The organism is Muriicola soli, from assembly GCF_004139715.1.
GTDB classification, from domain to species: Bacteria; Bacteroidota; Bacteroidia; order Flavobacteriales; family Flavobacteriaceae; genus Muriicola; species Muriicola soli.
In genome coordinates, this window is sequence record NZ_CP035544.1 from 2586810 (window position 1) to 2611186 (window position 24377).

Consider the following 24377-nt stretch of genomic DNA (forward strand, 5'->3'; position numbering starts at 1 on the left):
CATCTCAGGAATGGGATGCGTTTCTTTTTTTGTTGACCAGGTATACTCCCAATAAAATGATTCCTGATGCAAACACCTGCCATACACTAAAACGTTCTCCGTCGATCAAGCCCCAGAAGATTCCTACCACCGGGATCAGGTAAGTAACAGAGACTGAAAATACAGGAGAGGAAATCTGGATCAAACGGTTGAACATCACCTTGGCCACACAGGTTCCTATAATACTCAGGAGAACAACATACCCTAAAGAGCTCATAAAATACTCCCCTTCCCTGACTGTACTGCTGAGTGCCCCTGAATAAAACATCAGAATGAGGGCGGGAATGACCATAAAGGCAAAATTACCTGCGGCAATTCCCATAGCCGAAACCTCCTGTAATTTGCTCTTGATAATGTTGGCGTTACATGCATAAAGAACAGTAGCAATAACTACGAGTCCGGCATACCAGTAGTTCTGATCCGGATTTACATTAGAGCCCATGTAGATGAGCAAGATCGCCCCAAATAAACCTACCAGAACACCTGCCATCTGATTGCGGGTAAAGGAAATCCTAAAGGCTAAGAACCCAATAATGATGGTAAAGAGAGGTACCAATGAATTCAGAATGGACGCAATACTGCTGTCAATTTCAGTTTCTGCGTAAGAGAAAAGGAAAACCGGGATAAAACTCCCAAAAAGTCCTGAGAGGGCTATCCAAAACCATTCTTTTCGGGAAATATTTCTGAGCGATTTGAATCCTATACCAAGGAGAACTACAGAAGTGATGACGATACGAACCGAACCCAGCTGAATTGGCGTAAATCCTTCGAGGCCTTTTTTGATAAGAATATAAGAGGTACCCCAAATAATGGAAAGGACAATAAGGTAGACCCATTTGCGGTTTACGTCGCTCAACTTTTAAGAATTTGCGCAAAAATGAAGTATTTTACCGAATTAGACCGGGTACACTTTCGTAATTTTATGCTAATAAACGAATCTGCAATGACTATGAGAACCACGATCGCCCTATTATCATTCCTTTTAATCGGCATGTCCTGCAAAACGGAACCCAAAAAGGCGGAGACCTCTTCAAAAATGGAAGAAGTAATGGCTGTACACGATGAAGTAATGCCTAAGATGGGCACTATTAGTAAACTCGTCGCCCGGTTAAAACCCATGGCCGACACTACTGATACCGGAAAAAATTATATGAAGGCCATGCAAGATCTTCAGGCAGCACATAAGTCGATGATGGATTGGATGCAAGGGTTTGGTTCGCGTTTTGATTCTGATGAGATCATGAACGGGAAGGAATTGAGTGCCGAAAAAAAGGTGTGGCTTTTAGAAGAAGAGGAGAAGGTAAATCAGCTTAAGGAGGATATTAATAACAGTATAGCAAAAGCTGAAGAGTTACTTGCTGAAGACTAAAAAGGAAGGGCAGAGAGGTCTACATTTCCCCCCGAAATAACAATACCCACCTGCTTGTCTTTAAAGGCTTTTCGTTCTCTGTATAATCCTGCAAGTGCTACTGCGCTAGAGGGTTCAACCACGATCTTCATCCTTTCCCAAATAAGGCGCATCGCATCTATGATCTCCTGCTCTTCTACCCTGATTATCCTTTCAACCTTATCTAAAATTACTGGGAGCGTGTTACTTCCCAATTGTGTTTTAAGGCCATCGGCAATGGTATTTGTCGTTTTATTTTCTTCGATTTTACCACTTATCATAGCTCTGTAGGCATCATCCACTTCAAAGGGTTCCGTGCCGATAACCTTGCAATTATTTCCCAGGTATGCAGCTGCCAGAGCCGAGCCTGCAATGAGTCCGCCCCCGCCTACAGGTAGTAATAGGAAGTTGAGCTGCGGATAATCCTGCAAAAGTTCAAATGCAGCTGTCCCCTGTCCGAGAATGACATCGGGGTCATTGGAAGGATGCAAGAATACTGCCCCGGTCTTTTGTTGAATTTCCGATGCGGCTGTATTTCTGGCTGCCAGGGTGGGTTCACATTCATAAATAATTCCTCCGTATTCTAAAACTCCTTTCTTTTTAACCTCCGGGGCTGAAGTTGGCATAACTATATGAGCAGTAACACCTAAAGTTCGGGCCGCCAGGGCAAGTGCCTGAGCAAAATTTCCCGATGAATGCGTGACAACTCCCCTACTGCGTTCTTCATCTGTAAGTTGAAGAAGTGCATGCGTTGCTCCCCGCATTTTGTAGGCTCCCATCCTTTGAAAGTTCTCGCATTTAAAATAGACCTCTGCCCCGGTTATTTCGTTAATCAGTCTAGAAGTAAGGACGGGCGTTTTATGAATATAGGGCTTTATCTTTTTATGACAAGCCGGAAGCTGACTACCTCCTGGTTCTAAAGCATTTTCCCTTACTTCCATTTCAGTGTTTCCATGATACGGCGAACGTCTTGTTGCAGATAGACTGCTGCCGGATAAATTGAATCGTAATTAGGTTTAGCGTAGAAGTATAGAGACCCCGTAAGAAAATGTTGTGTACTGTCAGTAGCATAGAACTGAGCCTGTGATGCAGCATTGCCTTTAACCTCATAAAACATTCCGAAAACCCTTTGCTCATCATTAATATATTTTTGCTCCAGGATGTTATCGGCTCTTACCACGTGTTCGTAGGAAAGCTTTTGGGCATCGGATACCAATTCCAGAAGATTGTTCTCCACAGGCCTGTAGGTAAGGTAAATAGCCCCTTTGAGGTCTGGGTACTCCAGTGTAAAGGAAGAAGATTTGAGATCCTTTACACGAGCGAGATCGTTGTATTGAAAGCTGAAAGCAGGCGTATTTATGACTTTGGATTTACCTGCAGGGTATTCAAGACGAAGTTGGGCCTTTGGTTTTGGAAGGACCTCATCCTGACATGAACTGGTAAAAAGGATCAAACAAAACAGCACAACTGTGTACTTATTTCTCATTCGGCAAGGTAATTTTTATCTGTATTAATCTTTTTTTGTCGAGGCTTTCCACAACAAACTGGTAATTGTTGAATGGAATCATTTCACCTCTTTTGGGAAAGCTGCCCGCGATCTCCAGAACAAAACCTGCTATGGTCTCAGATTCTCCTTTTTGCCCTTCAAAATCAGTTTCATCTTCAATCTTGGCAACCCGATAAAAGTCTTTCAGGGTCGTTTTTCCGTCGAAAACAAAATTATAGTCGTCCAATTTGGAGAAGATCAGATCCTCATCATCAAATTCATCACTGATATCTCCTACTATTTCTTCAATGATATCTTCTAGGGTCACGATCCCGGAGGTGCCTCCATATTCGTCGACTACTACCGCCAGGTGTATCTTTTTCTCCTGAAATTCCAGTAACAAATCGTCGAGTTTTTTGTTTTCAGGAACAAAGTAGGGTTCCCTGATCAGGGAGGTCCATGTAAATTGCTTCCGTTCAATGTACGGCAGTAAGTCCTTTACGTAAAGCACGCCGATCACCTTATCAATATGGTCTGAAAACACGGGAATTCGGGAGTAGCCGTGTTTTTTAATTTCATCTATTACTTCCGAAAACTTCATGTCTTCTCTCAGAGCAAAAATGTCGATTCGGGGTCGCATAACCTGCTTGGTATCCGTATTTCCAAATGACACGATTCCCTCGAGAATCTTCTGTTCTTCTTTGGTAGTGTCTCCTTCTGAGGTTAATTCGAGTGCCTGTGATAAATGGTCAACACTAAGGCTGGATTTTTGTTTCCCAAAACGATTGTAGAGATAGATGGTAGCCGATCTCATCGGGCTGCTCAGCGGAGTTAGCAAGAAATCTAAAACCCGCAAAGGGTAGGCCATTAGATGGGAAAATTGTTGCCTGTTCCTATTGGCATAGATCTTTGGCAGGATCTCACCGAACATCAGAATTAAAAGGGTTGCGACTACAACTTCGAGAAGGAAGCGGATTGAAAGTACCCCCATGATCTGATAAGTGATAGAGGAAAACAGGGTATCACCAAGATCACTAAAGAGCAGTACGATGCCAATATTGATCGCGTTATTGGCGATGAGGATGGTCGCCAATAGCTTTTTAGGTCTTTCCAGAAGTTTTACGACAATTCCCCCCGGGGAGGTATTTTTTTCCTGTATTTCTTTTAATTCGGTTATCGAAAGGCTGAAGAATGCCACTTCCGCACCGGAAATCAAAGCCGAGCAGAACAGTAGAACAAACAGAAAGATGGTCTTAAATACAAAGAGGTTATCGTAAGCTGCAAAACCAAAAAGTACTTCAAAAGGATCCGGATCCACGCGTATTTCAGTTATTTATAAGATCAAAAGGGCAAGTCGTCGTCCTGTTCGGAGGTCGCCATGGTCCCGGTGGGTTCAGGTTTTTCTGCCTTGGGCGCTTTGGCGCTTGCTGCGGGATTTCCTGAAGGGGCCTGCTGCCCTCCGGACATGCTTTCTTGTTTGCTGGTAAGGAAAGTAAAGTCCTGAACATGAATCTCCGTAGTGTATTTAGTAACTCCGTCTTCCCCTTGCCATTGTCTGGTCTTTAATCTTCCTTCTACATAGATTTTATCTCCTTTGTTCAGGTATTTCTCACAGATCTCTGCGGCCTTATTTCGAACAACAATATTGTGCCATTCAGTGGTAGTGACTTTCTCGCCGGTCTGCTTATTAGTATAGGATTCGTTCGTGGCAATTGGGAATCTTCCTATACAGTTTCCGCCTTCAAAATAATGAAGTTTAACCTCGTCCCCTAAATGCCCGATCAGCATTACTTTATTCAATGTTCCGCTCATGTCTCTTATTTAGGTCAAAAGTACGAATTTTTAAATGTATCTAGGAATTCTGAGACCAATACAGGGGTAGGATAATCTTCCACATTTTCCATGGGTATGCCTTCGTCGAATTGCTCTTCCATCTCCACTATTAAAAACCTTGTAACCAAATGTTGGTGGGACAATTTATGAACTACCGGTTCTTCCTGCCAGAGCACAATGTCTTTGGGGTTTTTATTCTCCTGCGCAAGGGATGCATAGACTTCATCAGGTTCGAGTAATCTATCAGTTTCAATCATTGGAAATTCGTACAGGTGCTGCCAAATTCCTTTACCCAAACGTTTGTTGAGGAGGGTATTTCCCTTGTTATCCAAAAAAACGAGATAATTAAAATGTCGGATCTTCACCTTCCCTTTTTTGAGCTTCACCGGGAGTTTTGATACTCTGTTTTCTTCGAAGGCAATACATCCAGTATTTAAAGGACAGCCAGGGCAATCAGGGCTTTTTGGCTTGCATTGAAGAGCCCCAAATTCCATGATGGCCTGGTTGTAATCTGCAATCCGGGATTCATCCTTGACTTCTGTAGCCAATTTTTTAAAATATTTTATTCCATCAGTACTATTGATGGGCAGGTCGATTCCAAAATTACGGGCTAACACTCGGTAAACATTCCCGTCTACAACTGCTGTTGGTTCTCCGAAGCATATGGAAGCTATTGCACTGGCGGTATAATCTCCTATCCCCTTGAGTTTGATGATCTCGTCATAGGATTGCGGAAACTTGCCTTTATAGTCCCGGACAATGGTTTTAGCCGCTGCATGCATATTGCGAGCCCTCGAATAGTATCCCAGACCCTGCCAAAGGCGTAAGATTTCCTGTTCATCAGCTTCAGCTAATTCAAAAACACTCGGATAGTGAGAAATAAATTTTTTGTAATAGGGTAATCCTTGTGCTATCCGGGTTTGTTGCAGGATGATCTCAGATAGCCATATGCTGTAAGGGTCCTTGGTTTCTCTCCAGGGAAGTTCTCTCTTATTTTTTGAATACCAGTCGAGAAGGGTTTTAGAAAAATTGCTCATACAGAAAAAGTGACCGAAAGTACGCTTTTAAAGACTTAAAATTAGTTGATTAGGATAAAAGAATGAATAATATTTATATATTTGCAAGCCTGAAAAATAACAGTTTAAGTAAACATAAACATGACGAAAGCAGATATCGTATCTAAGATCTCAGAGAAACTGGGAATTGAAAAAGGTGATGTGCAAGCCACGGTTGAAACCTTTATGGAGGAAGTAAAATCATCTCTTGAAAACGGAGACAATGTGTACCTGAGAGGTTTTGGCAGTTTTATTATCAAAACACGTGCAGAAAAGACAGGCAGGAATATTTCTAAGAATACAACAATCAAAATACCTGCTCACAACATTCCGGCATTCAAACCCGCCAAGGTTTTTGTTGAAGGAGTAAAGAGTAACGTTGAAGTAAAATAATAACCGAAATAAAAGCAGAGTTTTATGCCGAGTGGTAAAAAAAGAAAAAGACATAAGGTGGCTACTCACAAGCGAAAAAAACGCAGAAGAGCCAACCGCCACAAGAAGAAGTAGTTGCAATAACTACTTTTTCATTTTAATACGTTCATTGACATAGAAATTCTCAAAAGGATTTCGACGGGTTAACACAACCTGTAACAACTAATGTTTAATCCATCCCGCAAAATGTGGGATATAAATTGATTCAGGTGAATAGAGAATTAATCGTAAGATCCAATTCTGTTGCCGTCGATTTTGCCTTATTAAAAGATGGAAAACTCATTGAACTTCACAAAGACGAAAACGATCATAATTTTAATGTCGGGGATATCCTCCTCGCTAAGATCAGGAAACCTGTAACGGGTCTGAATGCCGCTTTTGTAAACGTGGGTTATGAAAAAGATGCATTCTTGCATTATCATGACCTGGGACCGCAGCTGGCATCGATGTTGAAGTTTGTAAAGAAAGTGAGTACCGGGAAACTCAAAGATTATTCCCTCAAGAATTTTCCATTCGAAAAAGATATTGATAAGCACGGAACCATAAATCACGTGGTGAAAGCAAATCAATCTCTGTTGGTTCAGATCGTTAAAGAACCCATATCCACCAAAGGACCCCGAATTAGTTCCGAGCTATCCATAGCCGGACGTTATTTGGTTATGGTCCCATTCTCCGACCGAGTTTCGGTTTCTCAAAAAATAGAGAGTAACGAGGAGAAAGACAGGCTAAAAAGACTGGTTAAAAGTATTAAGCCCAAAGGATTTGGCGTTATTATCAGAACCGTTGCAGAAGGCAAAAAAGTCGCAGAACTAGACAAAGATCTTCAAAATTTGCTGGCCAAGTGGACAGCAATGTGTAAGAAATTGTATAAAGCACGCACCCCATCTAAGGTCCTGGTAGAGGTTAACAGAGCCTCTTCTATTTTAAGGGACGTTTTCAATGACACCTTTACCGGTATTCATGTAGATGATGAAACGCTTTTTACCCAACTTAAGGATTATGTGCATGAGATTGCACCCGATAAAGAATCCATAGTAAAGTTGTACAGTTCATCGGTTCCGATATTTGAAAAATTCGGGATTGAGAGACAAATAAAAACCTCTTTCGGGCGCACAGCGTCTATGAGCAAAGGTGCCTATTTGGTTATTGAGCACACTGAGGCCCTGCACGTTATTGATGTCAATAGCGGTAACAGGTCCAATAAAGCCAACAATCAGGAAGATACTGCGCTAGAGGTGAACATGCTTGCGGCTACAGAAATAGCCCGGCAATTACGCCTGCGGGATATGGGAGGTATAATCGTTGTCGATTTTATTGACATGATTAAGCCTGCTCATAGAAAAAAACTGTTCGATCATCTTAGAAATGAGATGAAAGACGACCGCGCTAAGCATAAAATCCTGCCCCCCAGTAAATTTGGCCTCGTACAGATTACGAGACAAAGGGTAAGGCCGGAAGTAAATATAAAGACCACTGAGATAAACCCCAGTGGTAGTAGTCAGGAAGTAGAAGCTCCCATTGTGTTGATTGAAAAAATCAACGTCGACCTGGAACACCTCTTAAAAAATACCCCAAAAGACAAAGGAATCGTGCTCAATACACATCCTTTTATTGCGGCGTATTTAACAAAGGGTTTTCCCTCAATAAGGTCCAAATGGTTTTTGGAACACAGAAAATGGATCAAAATCCAGCCAAGGGACGCATACACCTATCTCGAGTACCATTTTAAAGATAAAGATGGGAAAGACATCATATAAAGAAGCGGCTTCAGCAGAAGCCGCTTTTTTTGTTTTAGTACCTTTGGTTTATGCTGAAAAGAAAGGCCTATACCCTCACTGAAGCCACTCGTAAAATTGAACACTATTGTGCCTACCAGGAGAGGTGCCATCAGGAGGTAGTGCAAAAACTCAGGGAAATGCACATGATCCCTGAAGCCATTGACCAGATCATGGGTCACCTTATTTCAGAGAATTACCTCAATGAAGAACGCTTTGCCAGATCCTTTGCCAGAGGCAAATTCAGGATCAAAAGCTGGGGGCGTAATCGCATCAGCCTCGAATTAAAAAAAAGAAATATCTCACCTACAATTATTAACATTGCTCTGAGGGAATTGGAAGAACCTGCGTATTCTGATACTTTAGAAAGCCTGGCAAAAAAGAGATTTAAGCAATTGAAAGGCCTCAATCCCTGGCAACAGAAAAAGAAACTAGGAGATTATTTATTATACAGGGGGTGGGAGAGTGATCTGGTCTACGAGCAGATCAACCGACTCGTAAATAAAAAATAATCCCAATCTCAACTCATTTGTTCTTTGAGGTGTTTTTCCGTGCGCTCAATCGCCTTTTTATTTTTCCAGTCGATCCATTTTTTCCCCTTCCATCTTCGCATACCATTATCAAAGTACCTCATAAATAGTACATTGTAAAAAGCCTTACTGAGGTGCAGTGGATTCCTGGCTACCGACCTTAAACTCATTGAAAAACCGGGCGTGATGTACTTCATATAATGCCAATATCCTTCAGGCATATAAAGGACGTCGCCGTGATTTAAACTGGTTTTATATCCGGAGGCGTGTTTGAGGGCAGGCCATTTATCAAAATCCGGATTTGAAAAATCGATCGACTCGTGGGTGATGAGGGAATGGGGAATCTTGTATAAAAACTTACTCTCACTCTGGGGAAAGAGGATACATTCCTTTTTCCCGGCAAAATGAAAATGGAATATGTTGGCCAGGTCTATGTCGTAATGCATAAAAGTGTAAGAGTCCCTGCCTCCAAAAAATAACATAGGCAGACCTTTCATCAATGGAATGCCAAAATCCGGAAATTTAAAATCCCTCTGCAGCTCAGGAACTTCTTTCATTACGTTCCAGAGGAAGATGCGGTACTTGGTTGGTTCTTTGAGAAGAAGATCAATGTAGTCTTTCATCTTCATCCTAGCATGAGGTTCGTTAAAACCTTCCTTGTAGTCTACTGGTCTGTCATCATAGAGAGGAACTGTTTTATCCCCTGCCACTTTACGGATATACTCAAAATCCCATTTTGTATATGCAGGCCAGTCGTGAATATAGTTTTCGATAACGACAGGTTTTTGAGGACGCAAATAGTCCTTTAAAAACTGATCTTTGGTTATTGATCCAACCCTGGGTATCTCTGTTAATTTCAATACGAGCCTGATTATTCAATAAGATAAAGTTAATAAACCGATTTTATTTATCGGTTTTGTCGCAATGCAGGCAAGAACCAAACTTATTACGACTGAGATTTGGCTTTGAGTTTAGCCATCTCGTTTCGCTCGATCTGGTGGCCGGGTCTTGTCCATTTTGGTTTTTCTCCTTTGGCTTCATACTGGGATTCGGCTTGTTCCACCGTTTTAGGTTGCGGCAATTTCTCAAAGGCATGCTGGGGTTTTAATCCCAATAAACGGAACATCTCCATATCCTCATTGACATCAGGATTGGGTGTTGTGAGCAGTTTGTCTCCCGCAAAAATGGAGTTTGCTCCGGCAAAGAAACACATGGCCTGTCCTTCCTTACTCATTTCCGTTCTGCCTGCAGAAAGCCTTACCTGGGTCTTAGGCATAACGATACGCGCAGTTGCCACCATCCTTATCATATCCCAAATAGGAACAGGTTCCATCTCCTCCATAGGGGTTCCTTCCACAGCGACCAAGGCATTGATAGGAACCGATTCGGGCTGCGGGTCTAAAGTTGCCAGTGCCACCAACATGCCGGCTCTGTCTTCCAGTTTTTCTCCCATTCCGATGATTCCACCACTGCATACCGTAACATTACTCTTCCTGACGTTCTCAATAGTATCAAGCCTATCCTGAAATGCTCTGGTAGAGATAACATCCTTGTAATAATCTTCTGAAGTATCGAGATTGTGGTTATACGCATACAAACCGGCCTCAGCTAATCGTTTTGCCTGGTTTTCAGTGATCATTCCCAGGGTACAACACACTTCCATATCGAGTTTGTTAATGGTGCGAACCATTTCCAATACCTGCTCAAACTCAGGCCCGTCTTTTACATTCCTCCATGCAGCTCCCATACAAACTCTTGAGCTCCCTGAAGCTTTAGCCCGCTTGGCCTGGGCCTTTACCTGAGACACACTCATCAAGTCGTTCCCTTCTATATCGGTGTGGTATCGCGCTGCCTGAGGGCAATAACCACAATCTTCGGGACAACCCCCGGTTTTTATAGAGAGTAAAGTTGAGACCTGAACTTTATTGGGGTCGTGGTATTCCCGATGAACACTAGCTGCCCTGTAGAGCAATTCCATCAAAGGTGTATTGTGAATATCGAGAATCTCTTCTTTGGTCCAATTGTGCTTTATCTCTTTCATCAGATCATTTTATGTCGTTCTCAAAAATAGATAATCCTGAGAAATTCCTGTGCTATTCCCCAATTATTTCATTTGTTTAAAGCCGAGGGTGCCTTAACAAAATACTGACGGCATTTCCTCCAAAGCCAACTGCGTTCACAAGAATCCTTTCGAGTTTTCTCGCCTGCGGCACTTCTCCCGAATACGGAAGGGGAATGAATACCTGATGCCGTAACATCAGGGCAGCCATTTCCATACTCAACATGCCTGAAGCCCCAAAAGTATGCCCTGTTTGCCATTTATTGGAAGTGAGAAGGGGTATGGTATCGCCAAACAGGCTTTCAACAGCCCTGTATTCTGACAGATCTCCCTGCAGCGTTCCCGGGGCGTGCATCACAATGACGTCCACATCAGAAACTGAAAGATCCCCAAGGGCCATCCTCATTGATTTCTGAAAACAATCTGCATTGGCAGAAATGGAGACAGAATGTTCCAGGATTTCAGTGGCATACCCAACTCCTTCTATAATCGCAAGACTTTCGGGAAAAACACCTAGCTGAAGGCAAGCAGCTGCCGCACCTTCACCTAAAACCATACTATTACTCGTTTTCTCCAGATCCAATGCTCTGCATGGATAAGGGCCTGAACCCTCAGAATAGATCTTAAGGGCCTTCATCTGTGCAAGGGTAAAAGGGGTAAGCGGTGCCTCGCTTCCCCCACCAGAAATCGATCTGCCATACCACTTTGCAACCATGCAACTCCGTTAAGAACGGCGTGCAATGCCGTAGAACATGTGATAGAATGTGATATATCCGGTCCTGTACTACCCAGGTCATGCGCAATCCATGAAGAAATATTTCCCAGTGTTGTCAAAGGTGAGGTGGTAGGCGATGTCTTCCCTGATGTTACAAATTCCTTATGTCTTGTTTCAAATATACCTGTAGCTCCCCTGGAAGAACCCATATTTATTCCAATGGCTTTCTCTTCTCCCCAGGAAGCAGCCTGCACCGCCTTCCTGCAAACATACATGGCAAATAATACAGTATCGTCCAGACGATTATACCGGGATTCCGAATCCCTTAATTCCTCTATTGATTTCGTGTAGTTTTCGGACAGTGGTGCCACAAAGGTGTCCGAACCATTAAACGATCGTTTTTTCAGGCTGTGTTGCTGTGAATTGTAAGTTGACCATACTTCACCTTCCCCACTTCCAAGGGCAGATAGAGATTGAATGGCAAGCAAAGAAATTGGGGTGTTTAATGAATTCATTAGGGTGGCTAAAATAAGATACTTATCTCTTCTGTCTTTATAAATGCCTGAATTTCTCCTTCTTGAGATTCTTTTGATTTACCGATTTATAAATCCAGATCCAGTGCTTCGGTCAAAGCCCGATATACTTTATCTAGCTGGGTGTCGCTGATTACGTAGGGGGGCAAAATATAAATAGTCTTCCCCAGGGGGCGTAAAAACACTCCGTTCTCCATGAAATGGTTATAGAGACGGTCTCTTAAGGTCCCGTATCTTGACATTTCTATCTTAAGGTCAAGGGCGAATATTACACCTATCTGCCGGGTTTCTGATACTTTCGGATGGTCTTTAACAGTCTCATTAAATTGCTGATGCCTGTTAGTGATCCGACTGATATTCCCCTGCATTTCATCAGTCTGCAATAGGTTTAGAGCCGATAGTGCAGCGGTGCAAGCCAAAGGATTGGCCGTATACGTATGCCCGTGAAAGAACCCTTGGCAATCTCATCGTCATAAAATGCGTCGTAAATTTCTTTTGAGCAACTCGTAATAGCCATAGGAAGCAATCCTGCCGTTAATGCTTTGGAAAGGCAGATAATATCAGGCTTTATGCTCAGCTGATCTGATGCAAAATAACTCCCTGTCTTACCAAATCCAGTCATCACCTCATCGGCAATGGTGATCACCTTGTGCGACTTTAAAACATCTAAAATCCGGTTGAGGTGTTCGGGCTTGTGCATCTTCATGGCTGCAGCGCCCTGCACCAGGGGCTCGTAGACAAAACCTGCGATATCCTCTTTTTCGAGTCGTTTTTTAAGTCCAGACAGGATCTTATCAATATTATCCTCGGTAGGGACCTCAATCCGCTCTACCTGTATAAAATGATCTTCAAAAGGACCGTTGTATGATGATAGTCCGGATACTGACATAGCCCCAAAAGTGTCTCCGTGAAAACCTTCCTCAAAGGCAAGCATGACGTTTCGCCTATGACCCTTGTTATGAAAGTACTGCAGGGCCATTTTAATTCCGATTTCCACTGCCGTTGAACCATTGTCAGAAAAGAAAAGTTTTTCCTGGTTCGAGGGGAGTATCTCCATTAAGGCCTCAGAAAGTGCAATCGCCGGTTCGTGGGTTAAGCCACTGAATATCACCTGATCCAATTCACTCATTTGCTTAGCTACAGGGCCGGTAATATCAGGGTTACAATGCCCGTACATGGCCGTATACCATGAGGCTATAGCATCGATGTATTCTCTTCCTTCTTCATCAATGAGCACTGCTCCTCTTGCCTTTGTGATCCCAAGCATTCCCTTGTGGGTTTTATGCTGAGTTAAAGGATGCCAGAGGTGCCTTTTATCTCTCTCCGTAAGTTTCTCCAAGGTTTAAATTTTTGGGCAACGTCTAATTATCTATCTTGCATTGAGGGAAGATCCCCAGAACTATGCCGCACAAAGTTATAACATCTCTTATTCCTGAGTACGAAAAATTAAAAAATGGGAAAGTATTTCTGGGATTAACTCTTATCTCCATCCTTATTAGGCTTCCCTTCTTTTTTCGGGATTATGTTGATCGCGATGAAAGCACTTTTATTTTGATGGCGCAGTCCTGGGTTGACGGACACCTGCCCTACACCCAATTATGGGATCTTAAACCCCCGTTGGTTTTCCTGTTTTTTGCAGCCATTATTTACATTTTTGGCAAAAGTTTTATTGCGATCAGATTATTTGGGGCACTGGCCGTGGCAGGAATCGCCTTCTTTACTTTTAAAATCGGGAAAGAAGCACACTCTCCCCGAACAGCTTTTTGGTCGGCCATTGGATGTGTATATCTGCTGAGCCTTTTCGGGAGCGTGCAGGGGGTGATGTCTGAGCACCTTAGTATGCTTTTTTTTATTCCCGGCCTCTATCTCCTGATTAAATTCAAGAAGTTCAGATATTATCTTCTCGCGGGGATTCTCATGGGTATTTCCCTGATGATGAAACTCAATCTGGCTTATGGAGTTATGGGCATTGGTATATTTATCCTTACCGATGCCATTCTAAAAAAACGAATTCGCCCGGGGATCTATAAATTATGTCTATTAGCTGGCGGAATACTCCTTGTGATGGCTGCGACCTGCCTTCCATATGCCATTGCCGGAATTTCTGAAGTCTGGATTGATTCGGTGATCCTTGCACCACTGGCCTATTCCAGTGATCAACAGAATTCTGTGTTGAATGTGTTGCCGCTGTGTGGCATCCTTTTCCTGCTCGGTTTTTTAAGTTGGAAAAAGCGGTGGATCGACTTTAAAAACAGGGAAATTCAGTTACTAATGATCGTAACCCTAGGCATTGTCTTTTCCTTTATTAAAATAGGCAGGGTAAACGGGCATTACCTGATGCAGTTATATCCTATGTTATTAATCCTGACGGGAATCGTACTTTGTAAGACAGTAAAAGGCAAGCCCAAATATTTTCCTTTGGTGCTGGTACTGACTTTTCTATTGCCTGTTGAATCCTATCTAGAATACCATAATGTCTTGAAAAATAAAATAGCTTACGGCACATTTTACAATGGGGAAGGTTTTACGGTTCCTAGCTTTATCAAAAAGAATAAGCTCAATCAAGACGAGGTACTTTTTTTTGAATACCATATCGGATATTGGCTACTAAATGCCAATCCCCCTCCAAAGCGGCAACACATCCCAGTAATATTTGCAGACCGGCACTTTACCCCTATTTTGACAATCCAAGAAAGAGTGCAATTTCAGAATTGACTTACCTCCTAGACACTCTGCAGCCTAAGACGGTGATTACTCGAAAAGAGAAAAGTGTATTTGATAAGGAGTACGAAGCAGAAGACCAATACGTAAGGAAATATCTGTCTAAATATTATCAACTGGAAGGAACTTCCGGGAGGGCTGAAATTTTTTCCCGCCTAAATGCTCCTTAAGCGATCCCTGAATTCACTGGCATACTTTTGAACCACTTTTTTATCAAATTTTTCTTCCTCTGAAATTCGCCCGATAAATGTTACCCCTGTTTTAGAAAGAATGATCTTTTCCGTGGTCGGATGTTCCTCTCCGCTGAATATGACAGATACCTCAAGTCCCCGGGCTTTTAATGTTTCAATAGTGAGCAAGGAATGATTGATGCTTCCTAAGTAATGCCGGGAAACGACAATCACCTTGTATTCAGGTTTAATGAGGTCGAGAATAGTTTCGGAGGCATTTATAGGAACAAGGATACCCCCGGCTCCTTCGATCACCAGGTGATTTTCAGTCTGAGGTTCTGAAATCCAGTCCTTCCTAATTTGAATACCATCAATATCAGCAGCGGCATGCGGACTCATGGGACTGCTAAGGGCATAACTGTTTTTGTGAATAACGGTTCTCTTATTGCTAATCAGCTCTCTTATTTTATCGCTATCAGAATACTCCAGATCTCCTGCCTGTATCGGCTTCCAATAATCAGATTCCAGGGCTTCAACGATAATCGCAGAAGCCATGGTCTTTCCAACTTCGGTTGAAATTCCTGTTACAAAAATTCTTTTCACTCTTTACTGGGGTTGGGTGATCATACCGCAGGCAAGGCACTTGTATTTTCTCTTTTCAAAGAAAGGAAAGAGTTTGTTGAGATATCCTTTTCTGGTGTAGTAGACCTCAGATCGACTGGCTTTGCAATTCGGACAAACGATGGGGTCGCCGTTATCGTCCTGAGCATATCGTCTGTATTCGTCATAGATCTTTAAAGCCTTATCCTTATCCCTGGTATACACCTGAAGTTTTACGCCACCGATGGCCTGACTAACCAAGGGATCGGTGTTGAGGAAGTTTTCGTCCTTTAGATAAACATAAATTCCTTCGGATTCCAAGCGACCTTTGATTACCTGCACGTCTGCAGGAAATTCAAATGCCCCCAGGGTGTAGAATTTTTCAGGAGTGGATTTTTTCTTCGATTGCATAAGCCAATATACTTAATACTTCTTTTATTTCGTCCTCAGTATTGAAACTATGCAAACAAATCCTGATCCTCTCTTTTCCCACGGGTACTGTAGGAGCTAAAATAGGTCTGAGATCATATCCTTTTTGGATCAAAGTTTGCGCCACTTTTTTAACTCGATTATTCCCCGGGATTATGCAGGAATGAATCGCAGAATTACTCTTGATAAACAATTCACCCAATTCTCTCTTTTCAGTCTCACCTTGGAATAGAGCAATATTAGACCGTAATTTCGATTTTCTTCGTTGTATGTCTTCGGAGTCCAATTTCTGGTAAATACAGAGAATTGAAGCCACCGTCATTGGAGGAAGGGCTGTAGTGTAGATAAAGCTCCTGGCATAATTAAGCAGATAATTTTTAAGATCATTGCTTCCGAGGATTGCGGCGCCCTGAACTCCAATTGCCTTTCCAAAAGTGACTATCCTGGCAAAAACGCATTGAGGCAGGTATTCACTCCCTTTTAAGTCGGACAGTGTTTTATCTATACCCCTTATGGCATGAGCCTCGTCCAGAATCAGTTTGCACTGAAATTCACCACATAGCGACAAAAGCGTTTTAAGCTCGGGTTGGACTCCATCCATGGAAAAGACAGCTTCTGTAACGATATAGCACTGAGCATCCTGAGTAATATTCTCCCTTTCTCTTTGAAGAATATCCCGGAGCTCATTAAGATCGTTATGTGTAAATTTTATGCTCCTGGCTAAACCCATTCGAATACCATCGCGCATACTGGCATGGATATATTCATCGAATAGAATGAGATCTCCCCTTTGGGGAACCGATGAAAATAAACCCAGATTTGCGTCGTAACCCGAATTAAAGATCAATGCTGCTTCTTCGCCGTAATACTCAGCGAGGTAATTTTCAGTGTCCTCAAATAACTCATTGTTACCAGAAAGAAGCCTCGATCCCGTGGATCCGTTCCCCATCTCACCTCTTGCTTCAAGCAGATCAATAGCAGCTCTGAATGTCTCATTGTCCTTTGCTAAACCCAGATAGTCATTAGAAACAAAATCTACACTTCCCCTGGTTGTGCTCAGACTCCTAATAATGTCGTCATCCAGCCGTTGCTGTAATTTCTGCTTTAATTTTTTGGGCAAATTGGCCATATCACAAAGGTAGTACTTAGTTGAATAAGTGTTATCTTAATAAGCGTATCCAACTTTTTAAATTGAGTAGTACAATGTCGGTGAATTACGGTGTGGCTTTTTCAGATAAGGACCTGCAAGACATTCTGGAATTGCAAGAGCAAAATTTGCCTGCGAACCTATCGGAGGAGGCTATGAGACGTGATGGTTTTTTAACCGTGAAACACAATTTCGAGCTGTTAAAGAAGATGAATGATGTTTGTCCGCATATTGTCGCCAGCAACGGAGATCGTGTTATCGGTTATGCCCTTTGCATGCATCCCGATTTTAAGTCCGAAATACCTGTTTTATTCTCAATGTTTAAGGAAATAGAAGCGCAATCCGGCATTGATTCCTTTATGGTTATGGGACAAATTTGTGTCGATAAGGAATATCGAGGAAAAGGGGTTTTCAGGGGTTTATACCTGAAGATGAAGGAGGAGACAAGCTCATATTGTGATTTAATAATCACAGAAGTTGACGGCCGGAATACCCGTTCTCTGAAGGCCCACCTTGCTGTCGGATTCAGGGTGATAAAAAAATACCAATCCGATGGAAGGGATTGGTATCTTATAGTTTTATAAATATGTGATTAATCAACCAGAACGATCACTTTATTATCATTCATTTCCATAGTCCCACTACTGATAGGCAAAATCATTTTCCCTTCGGGATTTTTGGAGAATTTAGCCTGATGCTCCTCCGAAATACTGATTTCACCTCCAATTTTAACCTGTCCTTCCTGCAAAAGAGAAACTATGGGGGCGTGATTATCCAGTACCTGAAATTCTCCATTCAATCCGGGAACGGTAACAGAATTAACCTCTCCTTCAAACAAAGTGGCTTCCGGTGATACGATTTCTAAATGCATCTTTTAACTTTATTAGGCTCTTTCTAAGTAGTGAAATGATCTGACTAAGCTTCTGCCAGCATTTTCTCACCGGCTTCAATAGCCTCTTCTATGGTTCCTTTTAAGTTAAAGGCAGATTCCGGAAGGTGATCGAGTTCTCCATCCATAATCATATTAAAGCCTTTGATCGTGTCTTTGATGTCAACGAGTACCCCAGGGATTCCGGTAAACTGTTCAGCCACGTGGAAGGGCTGAGAAAGGAAACGTTGTACACGTCGTGCTCTACCCACAGCCAGCTTATCTTCTTCAGAAAGTTCTTCCATACCTAGAATGGCAATAATATCCTGAAGTTCTTTATATCTCTGCAATAGCTCCTTAACACGCTGCGCACATGCGTAGTGCTCTTTCCCGAGGATTTCAGCTGTAAGGATACGGGAAGTGGAATCCAGTGGATCCACTGCAGGGTAAATCCCTAGTTCGGCAATTTTACGAGAAAGTACCGTTGTTGCATCGAGGTGAGCAAAGGTTGTTGCAGGGGCCGGGTCTGTTAAGTCATCCGCAGGTACATATACCGCCTGTACAGAAGTAATAGAGCCTGTTTTAGTAGAGGTAATTCTCTCCTGCATAGCTCCCATCTCAGTAGCCAGCGTAGGCTGATATCCCACCGCTGAAGGCATACGTCCAAGAAGGGCCGATACCTCTGATCCCGCCTGAGTAAAACGGAAGATGTTATCTACGAAAAAGAGAACGTCTTTCCCCTGGCCATCACCAGCACCGTCACGGAAGTATTCCGCAATGGTAAGTCCGGAAAGGGCTACACGAGCACGTGCTCCCGGGGGTTCGTTCATCTGTCCGAAAACGAATGTCGCCTTGGACTCCTTCATCGCTTTTTTGTCTACCTTGGACAGGTCCCAGCCACCTTCTTCCATAGAATGAAGGAAGTCGTCTCCGTATTTTATAATTCCTGATTCCAGCATTTCCCTGAGGAGGTCATTTCCTTCCCTGGTTCTTTCTCCTACTCCCGCAAACACGGATAATCCACCGTGACCTTTTGCGATGTTGTTGATCAATTCCTGAATAAGAACTGTCTTACCAACTCCTGCACCACCAAACAAACCGATCTTTCCTCCTTTGGCATAGGGCTCAATCAGGTCGATTACTTTAATCCCGGTAAAGAGAACCTCTGTAGAGGTAGATAAATCTTCAAACTTAGGAGCTTCCCTGTGAATGGGCAGGCCATTCTTCCCTTCCTTAGGAAGGTCTCCCAATCCATCAATGGCATCCCCGATCACATTGAACAATCGACCGTAGATATCTTCTCCTACAGGCATCTGAATGGCTTTTCCGGTAGAGACAACTTCAACACCCCTACTCAAACCATCGGTAGAATCCATTGAGATCGAACGCACACTGTTCTCGCCGATATGAGATTGAACTTCAAGGACGAGGAGTGTTCCGTCACTTTTCTTTATTTCAAGAGAATCGTAGATTCTTGGAAGATCCGATCCGGATGCGAACTCTACGTCGATCACCGGGCCGATGATCTGAGAAACTTTGCCAGTTACTTTAGCCATTCTTCAAATTTTTTATTCAATTAGAGGAAATCAAAAAGGCCATCTCAAAGGTGTAATGGCGTCTTTTTTCCGGCTGCAAAGATATGTTATTCGATTCGTAAATTGAAACTTCGAGAATTTTTTTTTAGTAACAAAAAAAGGCAGCCAAATTGGCTGCCTTCTTCAAAAATTTATGAGTTGGTCCTTACGGATTAATTGTCCAGGAAACGTAATAGATTGCTCCTATAAAGCCAGAGCCAAACGCTTGAAAGTATTCTTGATTTAAAATATTAGATCCACCCAACTTAAATATTGAATCTATACTGGGTACGGAATAGTTAACCTGTGCATCTAAAACATTAAAAGAGGGTACGTCACCATCAGCAAAAGAGGCTTCCCAAAAGAAAGCGTCACTCCAGCGATAATTTAACCCAAATCCTAAGTTTGGCAAAATTTCCGTATTTCCAAATGAAGCTTTGAATTTGTGTTCCGGTGTATTAAAATTGGTCCTTATACCTCTATCCCTTAATCCTTCCGCGTCTTCAAGAAAAGTATATGTATAGTTTACTCCTAAATCAAAATTGCCTAAGACTTTCGTGTTAACACCGATATTACCTCCATAAGAAGTGATTTCTTCCGGAGAATTTGTATAGGTCTGATACGGCTCAACATCATCATTTTGCAAAGCTAGCAGAGATAAACTATTGTCCCCCACTTCACCGTAAAGTGGCACTAATACCGTTGTATTCGAAATAAAATTGGAATACTCGTTGTAATACGCGCTCATATCTACAGTAAACTTGCCTAATTGTGCTCGGTAACCCAGTTCAAAAGTTGTGATTTCTTCCGGTTGAACTAAATTAACATCGGCCGCCTCGATGACCCCGTTTTGCAGTGAACTTACCGAAAATGAATTTTCGTAAGCTGCACGCCCAACTACCTGGGCCGAGGTTTGACCAGTTATTGTTTGGCCTTGCGGACTTAAATTAAAAGTTCTTATATCTCTGTCCAGGTTATCAGGCGCGGATCCAACCAATATTGCAAGACCAGCATCTAATCCAATAAATAAGTCTTGTGTGGTCGGGTTTCTAAAACCTTGCTGAACCGAAGCCCTTACATTGTGATTTCGATTTTCGCCCAATGTAACCGAAACCCCGGCTCTGGGTGAGAAAAACCCGTCAAAGAATTCGTTTTTGTCATATCTTCCCGATAGGGTTAACTTTAATCGTTCATCAGCGATTTTCTTTTGCAGCTGCACGTAGCCTCCGTATTCCTGATAGCTAATCGGACCATCAATGTCAGTAAAAATAGTTCCCTGGGAATTCAATTCATATTCTCTCCAGGATCCACCTACTTGTATGTCTGCCCAGTCATTGATCAAATGAGCAAGATTATAATTACCGTTGATGTGGCGAAATTTCGTTTGATCTATAAACTTGGCTCCGGTAGTTAAATCCCCATCCGCAATAACCGAATTGAATGCGCGTTGAAATTCGGGTGTTCCCGGTATAAAACGACCTGTATCTGCTGCTGCTCTTGCAGCGGCCTCAGCTTGTTCATCAGTGGCCGGAACACCAGTTCCTACGCCTAACTTGGCTCCAATGTAAGTGTTTAAATAGTCCGCCCCCCATTGATTGTCAGACTTCCACCTTCTATTGACATTGATAGATGCAAAACGAGTATCATAGGCATTCCCGGAATTCTCAGAAACAATGTAACCTCTTATAAAGAAATTGTCATTCTTCAGTTCAAGTTTGTGTTGCTGCATAGTAAAACCATCAACCGCATATCTGCTAGCCCCTTGATAGATAGTTGTCCCCCGACCAATACGGCCATTATATATCAATTCCAAATCATCTCCGAATGGGCGATAATGTACAGCAAAATCTGTTTTTAAACTTTCTGCATCATAATTTGCGACGGCACTTTCATCGTACCCCGTCCTGGTAAAAGAATGTGAACCTAGTGTACCAGAAGGTAGTCCCGCCAAAACATCTAAATTCCGGGTAATTACAGCGTCATCGCCATATACATTTAATCCATCATATGTTGGGTTAGATCTATCGCCTCCAGGGTTGTTCAAATCAAATCTACTGTTAGCATGCCAATCCTCTCCTTTTAAAAAGGAGAAATTTGCTTTTACCGCTAATTTATCGCTAAAGGCATGGGCTGCTCTAATACCAAAGTCATAATAGTTATTGTCGCCGGCTGCTTCCTGTGAAGTGATTCCTGTTTTAAAATAGGAGCTAATCCCCTGAAAATCGAACGGACTCTTACTTCTCATAAAAAGGATCCCGTTAAAGGCGCCTGCCCCATACAAAGCGGAGGAAGCTCCTGGTAAGATCTCAACACTCTGTACATCCAATTCAGACATCCCCACCAGGTTCCCCAATACAAAGTTTAGTCCTGGTGCTGTATTGTCCATCCCATCTACCAATTGGAGAAAACGGACGTTGGCGAAAGTGGCGAAACCCCTGGTGTTTATTGATTGAAAGGTTAAACTGTTGGTGTTGATATCAACTCCTTTTAAATTCTGTAGCCCGCCATAAAATGACTCTGCTGTGGTATTTTTAATATCTTTTAATCCAAATCTTTCTACAGAAACCGGGGATTCAAAAATTCGTTCCGGGGTTCTGGAGGCAGAAACTACAATCTCATCTAAAAGAGTTGATGATTCCTGAAGTACGATATTCAGAGTCTGGTTATTGGAAGTAACCTGAATAGTAACTTCGGTATAACCAATACTTGTAATCCTAAGTACAAAGGGAGGTGCCTGATCCGTAGAGAGGCTGAAGTTACCGTCAAAATCTGCTACCGCACCCGTTGTGGTCCCAATGATGACGATATTGGCTCCCGGTATGGGTTCACCGCCATCGTCTTTAACGGTTCCCTGGATTGTGGTTTGTGCATTAATTCCATATCCTACTAACAGGAGGAAAAATAATAGTGCTGTTCTCATTCGTCTTGGTCTTTGTTATTGCGAGCAATTTAACGATTTTTTTACACCGTGGAATACTAATATCAAAAAAAGCTGCGGGAAGAATTGTTAATTTATAATTGTAGAGGGTAAAAGATTGTCAATACTTCAAGATTTATTTCGCTGAGAAAGAATGAAGTAAAACACAATATAAAAAAATAGCAGCTCCATTTATCAGGAAGCTGCTACATAAAAAAAATATTTTCGGATTACTCCACCGTAACCGATTTAGCCAGATTACGCGGCTGATCTACGTTACAACCTCGCATAACTGCGATATGGTAGGAAAGTAATTGCAATGGAATGGTAGTAACAAGCGGACTAAGACCTTCCAATACTTCGGGCACTTCAATTACGTGATCGGCCAATTCCCTCACCTGTGTATCTCCTTCAGTTACAATGGCGATAATCTTTCCCTTTCTCGTCTTTATCTCCTGAATGTTGCTTACAACTTTTTCATAGTGCCCTTTCTTAGTGGCAATCACGATCACAGGCATTTGCTCATCGATAAGGGCGATGGGACCGTGTTTCATCTCTGCGGCAGGATATCCTTCGGCGTGGATGTAGCTGATCTCTTTTAGTTTCAAAGCTCCTTCGAGGGCAACGGGGAAATTGTATCCCCTTCCCAGATACAGACAGTTTTCTGAATCTTTATAGACATCGGCAATAATCTCAACCAAAGGATTAGCTTCAAGTGCCTTTTCAACCTTTTTCGGTATGTTTTCCAGTTCCACCAAAATTTCGTGATACTTGGTTTCATTGATCACTCCCTTTTCTTTGGCCAGTTTAAGAGCCAGCAAGGTAAGGATGGTGATCTGAGTGGTAAAAGCCTTTGTTGATGCCACACCAATTTCAGGTCCGGCATGCGTATAGGCACCGGCATGGGTCTCTCTGGCGATAGATGAACCAACAACATTACAGACGCCAAAAACAAAGGCGCCATTTTCTTTAGCCAGTTTTATAGCAGCGAGTGTATCTGCCGTTTCTCCGGATTGGGAAATAGCAATGACCACGTCATTGTTCGTAATCACAGGGTTTCTGTATCTGAATTCAGAGGCGTATTCTACCTCAACAGGTATTCGTGCCAGGTCTTCAAAAATATATTCAGCTACGAGTCCGGCATGCCAGGATGTTCCGCAAGCCACAATAACAATACGGTTTGCATTCATAAACCTTTCCAGGTTGTCATCTATTCCGGACATTTTGATCAGCCCTTGATCCACGAGTAATCTTCCCCTATAAGTGTCTTTAATTGCTCTGGGTTGCTCATAGATCTCTTTTAACATAAAATGATCGTACCCGCCTTTTTCAATTTCCTCAAGATTCAGTTGTAATTCCTGAATCATCGGGTAAGCTACCGCGTCATTTTTGATCTTGCGCAATTTTATTTCTTTCCCGGGTCGTACAATAGCCATTTCTTCATCTTCCAGGTATACGGCATTGTTAGTATATTCAATAAAAGGAGAAGCATCTGAGGCTATAAAGAATTCGTTCTCACCAATACCGATAGCCAACGGACTACCCAATTTAGCAACTACGATCTCATCGGGCTTCGACTTGTCAAATACGGCAATGGCGTATGCCCCTACAACCTGATTCAATGCAATTTGTACAGCTTTACCGAGTTTTACATTTTCTTTCTTTTTTACCTCTTCGATCAGATTTACGAGAACTTCAGTATCTGTATCCGATTCAAAAACGTAACCCCTTTTAGTTAATTCGGTTTTTACAGACTCGTAATTTTCGATGATCCCATTGTGAATGATCACCAGATTTCCTGAATTGGAGTAGTGTGGGTGGGAGTTAACATCATTAGGAACCCCGTGAGTGGCCCAACGAGTATGGCCCATTCCCAGTGTGCCATTTATGGCGATATTCTTTTCAGATTTATTCTTGAGGTCAACCACCTTGCCCTTGGTCTTGGACATGTTGATTTGGTTCCCATCAAACAAGGCAATCCCGGCACTATCGTAGCCCCTGTATTCAAGCCTTTGAAGACCTTTCATAATAATGGGATACGCTTCTCGGTGACCTATATAACCAACTATACCACACATAGTATTTAAAATTAAGCATTTCTAACGGA

23 protein-coding genes and 1 pseudogene are annotated in these 24377 nt (G+C 42.4%); 6 read left to right on the plus strand and 18 right to left on the minus strand.

What is annotated here, in order from left to right; genetic code table 11:
* Positions 1–4: 4 nt before the first annotated feature.
* Positions 5–895 carry a DMT family transporter gene (locus tag EQY75_RS11780; protein ID WP_129606104.1) on the minus strand — a complete coding sequence of 297 codons (891 nt, stop codon included), beginning with the start codon at positions 893–895 and terminating at the stop codon, positions 5–7.
* 21 nt (positions 896–916) lie between these two features.
* On the opposite strand from EQY75_RS11780, the gene EQY75_RS11785 reads away from it, so the two are divergent.
* The gene (locus EQY75_RS11785) at positions 917–1408 is read left to right on the plus strand and encodes a hypothetical protein (RefSeq protein ID WP_246019880.1); all 492 of its coding nucleotides are present in this window, start codon (positions 917–919) and stop codon (positions 1406–1408) included.
* Here the strand turns inward: EQY75_RS11785 and EQY75_RS11790 are convergent.
* Genes EQY75_RS11790 through mutY form a run of 5 tightly spaced genes read right to left on the minus strand, consistent with a single transcriptional unit; the run spans position 1405 to position 5782 of the window.
* On the minus strand, positions 1405–2367 hold the full coding sequence (locus EQY75_RS11790; protein ID WP_129606108.1) for a pyridoxal-phosphate dependent enzyme: 963 nt from the start codon (positions 2365–2367) through the stop codon (positions 1405–1407). The two genes, EQY75_RS11785 and EQY75_RS11790, sit on opposite strands and share 4 nt — an antisense overlap.
* Positions 2358–2912: a gliding motility lipoprotein GldD gene (gldD, locus tag EQY75_RS11795; RefSeq protein WP_129606110.1), complete on the minus strand. Its 555-nt coding sequence runs from the start codon at positions 2910–2912 to the stop codon at positions 2358–2360. The genes EQY75_RS11790 and gldD overlap by 10 nt, the downstream gene beginning before the upstream one ends.
* Entirely contained in the window at positions 2902–4230 is a 1329-nt protein-coding gene (locus tag EQY75_RS11800; protein ID WP_129606112.1) for a gliding motility-associated protein GldE, read from the minus strand. The genes gldD and EQY75_RS11800 overlap by 11 nt, the downstream gene beginning before the upstream one ends.
* Positions 4231–4253: 23 nt before the next feature.
* Positions 4254–4724 (minus strand): single-stranded DNA-binding protein, encoded by a 471-nt coding sequence (locus EQY75_RS11805; RefSeq protein ID WP_129606114.1) that lies wholly within the window; start codon positions 4722–4724, stop codon positions 4254–4256.
* Between the two features lie 14 nt (positions 4725–4738).
* Positions 4739–5782 (minus strand): A/G-specific adenine glycosylase, encoded by a 1044-nt coding sequence (gene mutY, locus EQY75_RS11810; protein ID WP_129606116.1) that lies wholly within the window; start codon positions 5780–5782, stop codon positions 4739–4741.
* Between the two features lie 120 nt (positions 5783–5902).
* Here mutY and EQY75_RS11815 point away from each other — a divergent pair, with 120 nt between their 5' ends.
* The 3 genes from EQY75_RS11815 (at position 5903) to EQY75_RS11825 (ending at position 8519) form a co-directional block, all read left to right on the plus strand.
* Complete coding sequence (locus EQY75_RS11815; protein WP_129606118.1) at positions 5903–6193, plus strand: HU family DNA-binding protein; 291 nt, start codon at positions 5903–5905, stop codon at positions 6191–6193.
* A gap of 248 nt (positions 6194–6441) precedes the next feature.
* Positions 6442–7989: an Rne/Rng family ribonuclease gene (locus tag EQY75_RS11820; protein ID WP_129606120.1), complete on the plus strand. Its 1548-nt coding sequence runs from the start codon at positions 6442–6444 to the stop codon at positions 7987–7989.
* 50 nt (positions 7990–8039) lie between these two features.
* Entirely contained in the window at positions 8040–8519 is a 480-nt protein-coding gene (locus EQY75_RS11825; protein ID WP_129606122.1) for a regulatory protein RecX, read from the plus strand.
* A gap of 8 nt (positions 8520–8527) precedes the next feature.
* Here the strand turns inward: EQY75_RS11825 and EQY75_RS11830 are convergent, their stop codons facing one another.
* The 5 genes and pseudogenes from EQY75_RS11830 to bioA form a co-directional block, all read right to left on the minus strand.
* Positions 8528–9397 (minus strand): cupin-like domain-containing protein, encoded by an 870-nt coding sequence (locus EQY75_RS11830; protein ID WP_129606124.1) that lies wholly within the window; start codon positions 9395–9397, stop codon positions 8528–8530.
* A gap of 86 nt (positions 9398–9483) precedes the next feature.
* A complete protein-coding gene (bioB, locus tag EQY75_RS11835; RefSeq protein WP_129606126.1) occupies positions 9484–10578 on the minus strand; it encodes a biotin synthase BioB in 1095 nt (364 codons plus the stop codon).
* Positions 10579–10654: 76 nt separating this feature from the next.
* A complete protein-coding gene (locus tag EQY75_RS14505) occupies positions 10655–11311 on the minus strand; it encodes a hypothetical protein (protein ID WP_342773999.1) in 657 nt (218 codons plus the stop codon).
* On the minus strand, positions 11230–11826 hold the full coding sequence (locus EQY75_RS14510) for a beta-ketoacyl synthase N-terminal-like domain-containing protein (RefSeq protein ID WP_342774000.1): 597 nt from the start codon (positions 11824–11826) through the stop codon (positions 11230–11232). Before EQY75_RS14510 ends, EQY75_RS14505 begins: the two co-directional genes overlap by 82 nt.
* Positions 11827–11912: 86 nt before the next feature.
* Positions 11913–13183 (minus strand): annotated as a pseudogene (bioA, locus tag EQY75_RS11845) (adenosylmethionine--8-amino-7-oxononanoate transaminase).
* Positions 13184–13245: 62 nt separating this feature from the next.
* Between bioA and EQY75_RS11850 the strand changes: the two are divergent.
* Positions 13246–14559, plus strand: coding sequence for an ArnT family glycosyltransferase (locus tag EQY75_RS11850; RefSeq protein ID WP_129606128.1), 1314 nt, complete (start codon positions 13246–13248; stop codon positions 14557–14559).
* Positions 14560–14720: 161 nt separating this feature from the next.
* Here the strand turns inward: EQY75_RS11850 and bioD are convergent, their stop codons facing one another.
* From bioD to EQY75_RS11865, 3 genes are read right to left on the minus strand one after another with little or no spacing between them, the layout of a single operon-like run.
* The gene (gene bioD, locus EQY75_RS11855) at positions 14721–15338 is read right to left on the minus strand and encodes a dethiobiotin synthase (RefSeq protein WP_129606130.1); all 618 of its coding nucleotides are present in this window, start codon (positions 15336–15338) and stop codon (positions 14721–14723) included.
* 3 nt (positions 15339–15341) lie between these two features.
* On the minus strand, positions 15342–15746 hold the full coding sequence (locus EQY75_RS11860; RefSeq protein ID WP_129606132.1) for a putative signal transducing protein: 405 nt from the start codon (positions 15744–15746) through the stop codon (positions 15342–15344).
* Complete coding sequence (locus EQY75_RS11865; RefSeq protein ID WP_129606134.1) at positions 15718–16893, minus strand: aminotransferase class I/II-fold pyridoxal phosphate-dependent enzyme; 1176 nt, start codon at positions 16891–16893, stop codon at positions 15718–15720. Before EQY75_RS11865 ends, EQY75_RS11860 begins: the two co-directional genes overlap by 29 nt.
* Before the next feature lie 62 nt (positions 16894–16955).
* On the opposite strand from EQY75_RS11865, the gene EQY75_RS11870 reads away from it, so the two are divergent.
* Entirely contained in the window at positions 16956–17495 is a 540-nt protein-coding gene (locus EQY75_RS11870; RefSeq protein ID WP_246019882.1) for a GNAT family N-acetyltransferase, read from the plus strand.
* Between the two features lie 8 nt (positions 17496–17503).
* On the opposite strand, the gene EQY75_RS11875 is transcribed toward EQY75_RS11870, so the two are convergent.
* From EQY75_RS11875 to glmS, 4 genes are all read right to left on the minus strand, one after another.
* Complete coding sequence (locus EQY75_RS11875; RefSeq protein ID WP_129606136.1) at positions 17504–17782, minus strand: F0F1 ATP synthase subunit delta/epsilon; 279 nt, start codon at positions 17780–17782, stop codon at positions 17504–17506.
* Positions 17783–17826: 44 nt separating this feature from the next.
* A complete protein-coding gene (gene atpD / locus EQY75_RS11880) occupies positions 17827–19335 on the minus strand; it encodes a F0F1 ATP synthase subunit beta (RefSeq protein ID WP_129606138.1) in 1509 nt (502 codons plus the stop codon).
* 184 nt (positions 19336–19519) lie between these two features.
* Complete coding sequence (locus tag EQY75_RS11885) at positions 19520–22273, minus strand: TonB-dependent receptor (protein WP_129606140.1); 2754 nt, start codon at positions 22271–22273, stop codon at positions 19520–19522.
* Positions 22274–22500: 227 nt separating this feature from the next.
* Positions 22501–24348, minus strand: coding sequence for a glutamine--fructose-6-phosphate transaminase (isomerizing) (glmS, locus tag EQY75_RS11890; RefSeq protein ID WP_129606142.1), 1848 nt, complete (start codon positions 24346–24348; stop codon positions 22501–22503).
* Positions 24349–24377: the final 29 nt, after the last annotated feature.

What these genes read in the sequence shown, in the direction of transcription:
- EQY75_RS11785 (WP_246019880.1), top strand. Translation starts at nt 917, where the DNA reads ATGAAGTATTTTACCGAATTAGACCGGGTACACTTTCGTAATTTTATG.
- EQY75_RS11790 (WP_129606108.1), bottom strand. Translation starts at nt 2,367, where the DNA reads ATGGAAGTAAGGGAAAATGCTTTAGAACCAGGAGGTAGTCAGCTTCCG.
- gldD (WP_129606110.1), bottom strand. Translation starts at nt 2,912, where the DNA reads ATGAGAAATAAGTACACAGTTGTGCTGTTTTGTTTGATCCTTTTTACC.
- EQY75_RS11805 (WP_129606114.1), bottom strand. Translation starts at nt 4,724, where the DNA reads ATGAGCGGAACATTGAATAAAGTAATGCTGATCGGGCATTTAGGGGAC.
- mutY (WP_129606116.1), bottom strand. Translation starts at nt 5,782, where the DNA reads ATGAGCAATTTTTCTAAAACCCTTCTCGACTGGTATTCAAAAAATAAG.
- EQY75_RS11815 (WP_129606118.1), top strand. Translation starts at nt 5,903, where the DNA reads ATGACGAAAGCAGATATCGTATCTAAGATCTCAGAGAAACTGGGAATT.
- EQY75_RS11825 (WP_129606122.1), top strand. Translation starts at nt 8,040, where the DNA reads ATGCTGAAAAGAAAGGCCTATACCCTCACTGAAGCCACTCGTAAAATT.
- bioB (WP_129606126.1), bottom strand. Translation starts at nt 10,578, where the DNA reads ATGAAAGAGATAAAGCACAATTGGACCAAAGAAGAGATTCTCGATATT.
- EQY75_RS14505 (WP_342773999.1), bottom strand. Translation starts at nt 11,311, where the DNA reads ATGGTTGCAAAGTGGTATGGCAGATCGATTTCTGGTGGGGGAAGCGAG.
- EQY75_RS14510 (WP_342774000.1), bottom strand. Translation starts at nt 11,826, where the DNA reads ATGAATTCATTAAACACCCCAATTTCTTTGCTTGCCATTCAATCTCTA.
- EQY75_RS11850 (WP_129606128.1), top strand. Translation starts at nt 13,246, where the DNA reads ATGCCGCACAAAGTTATAACATCTCTTATTCCTGAGTACGAAAAATTA.
- EQY75_RS11860 (WP_129606132.1), bottom strand. Translation starts at nt 15,746, where the DNA reads ATGCAATCGAAGAAAAAATCCACTCCTGAAAAATTCTACACCCTGGGG.
- EQY75_RS11865 (WP_129606134.1), bottom strand. Translation starts at nt 16,893, where the DNA reads ATGGCCAATTTGCCCAAAAAATTAAAGCAGAAATTACAGCAACGGCTG.
- EQY75_RS11875 (WP_129606136.1), bottom strand. Translation starts at nt 17,782, where the DNA reads ATGCATTTAGAAATCGTATCACCGGAAGCCACTTTGTTTGAAGGAGAG.
- atpD (WP_129606138.1), bottom strand. Translation starts at nt 19,335, where the DNA reads ATGGCTAAAGTAACTGGCAAAGTTTCTCAGATCATCGGCCCGGTGATC.
- EQY75_RS11885 (WP_129606140.1), bottom strand. Translation starts at nt 22,273, where the DNA reads ATGAGAACAGCACTATTATTTTTCCTCCTGTTAGTAGGATATGGAATT.
- glmS (WP_129606142.1), bottom strand. Translation starts at nt 24,348, where the DNA reads ATGTGTGGTATAGTTGGTTATATAGGTCACCGAGAAGCGTATCCCATT.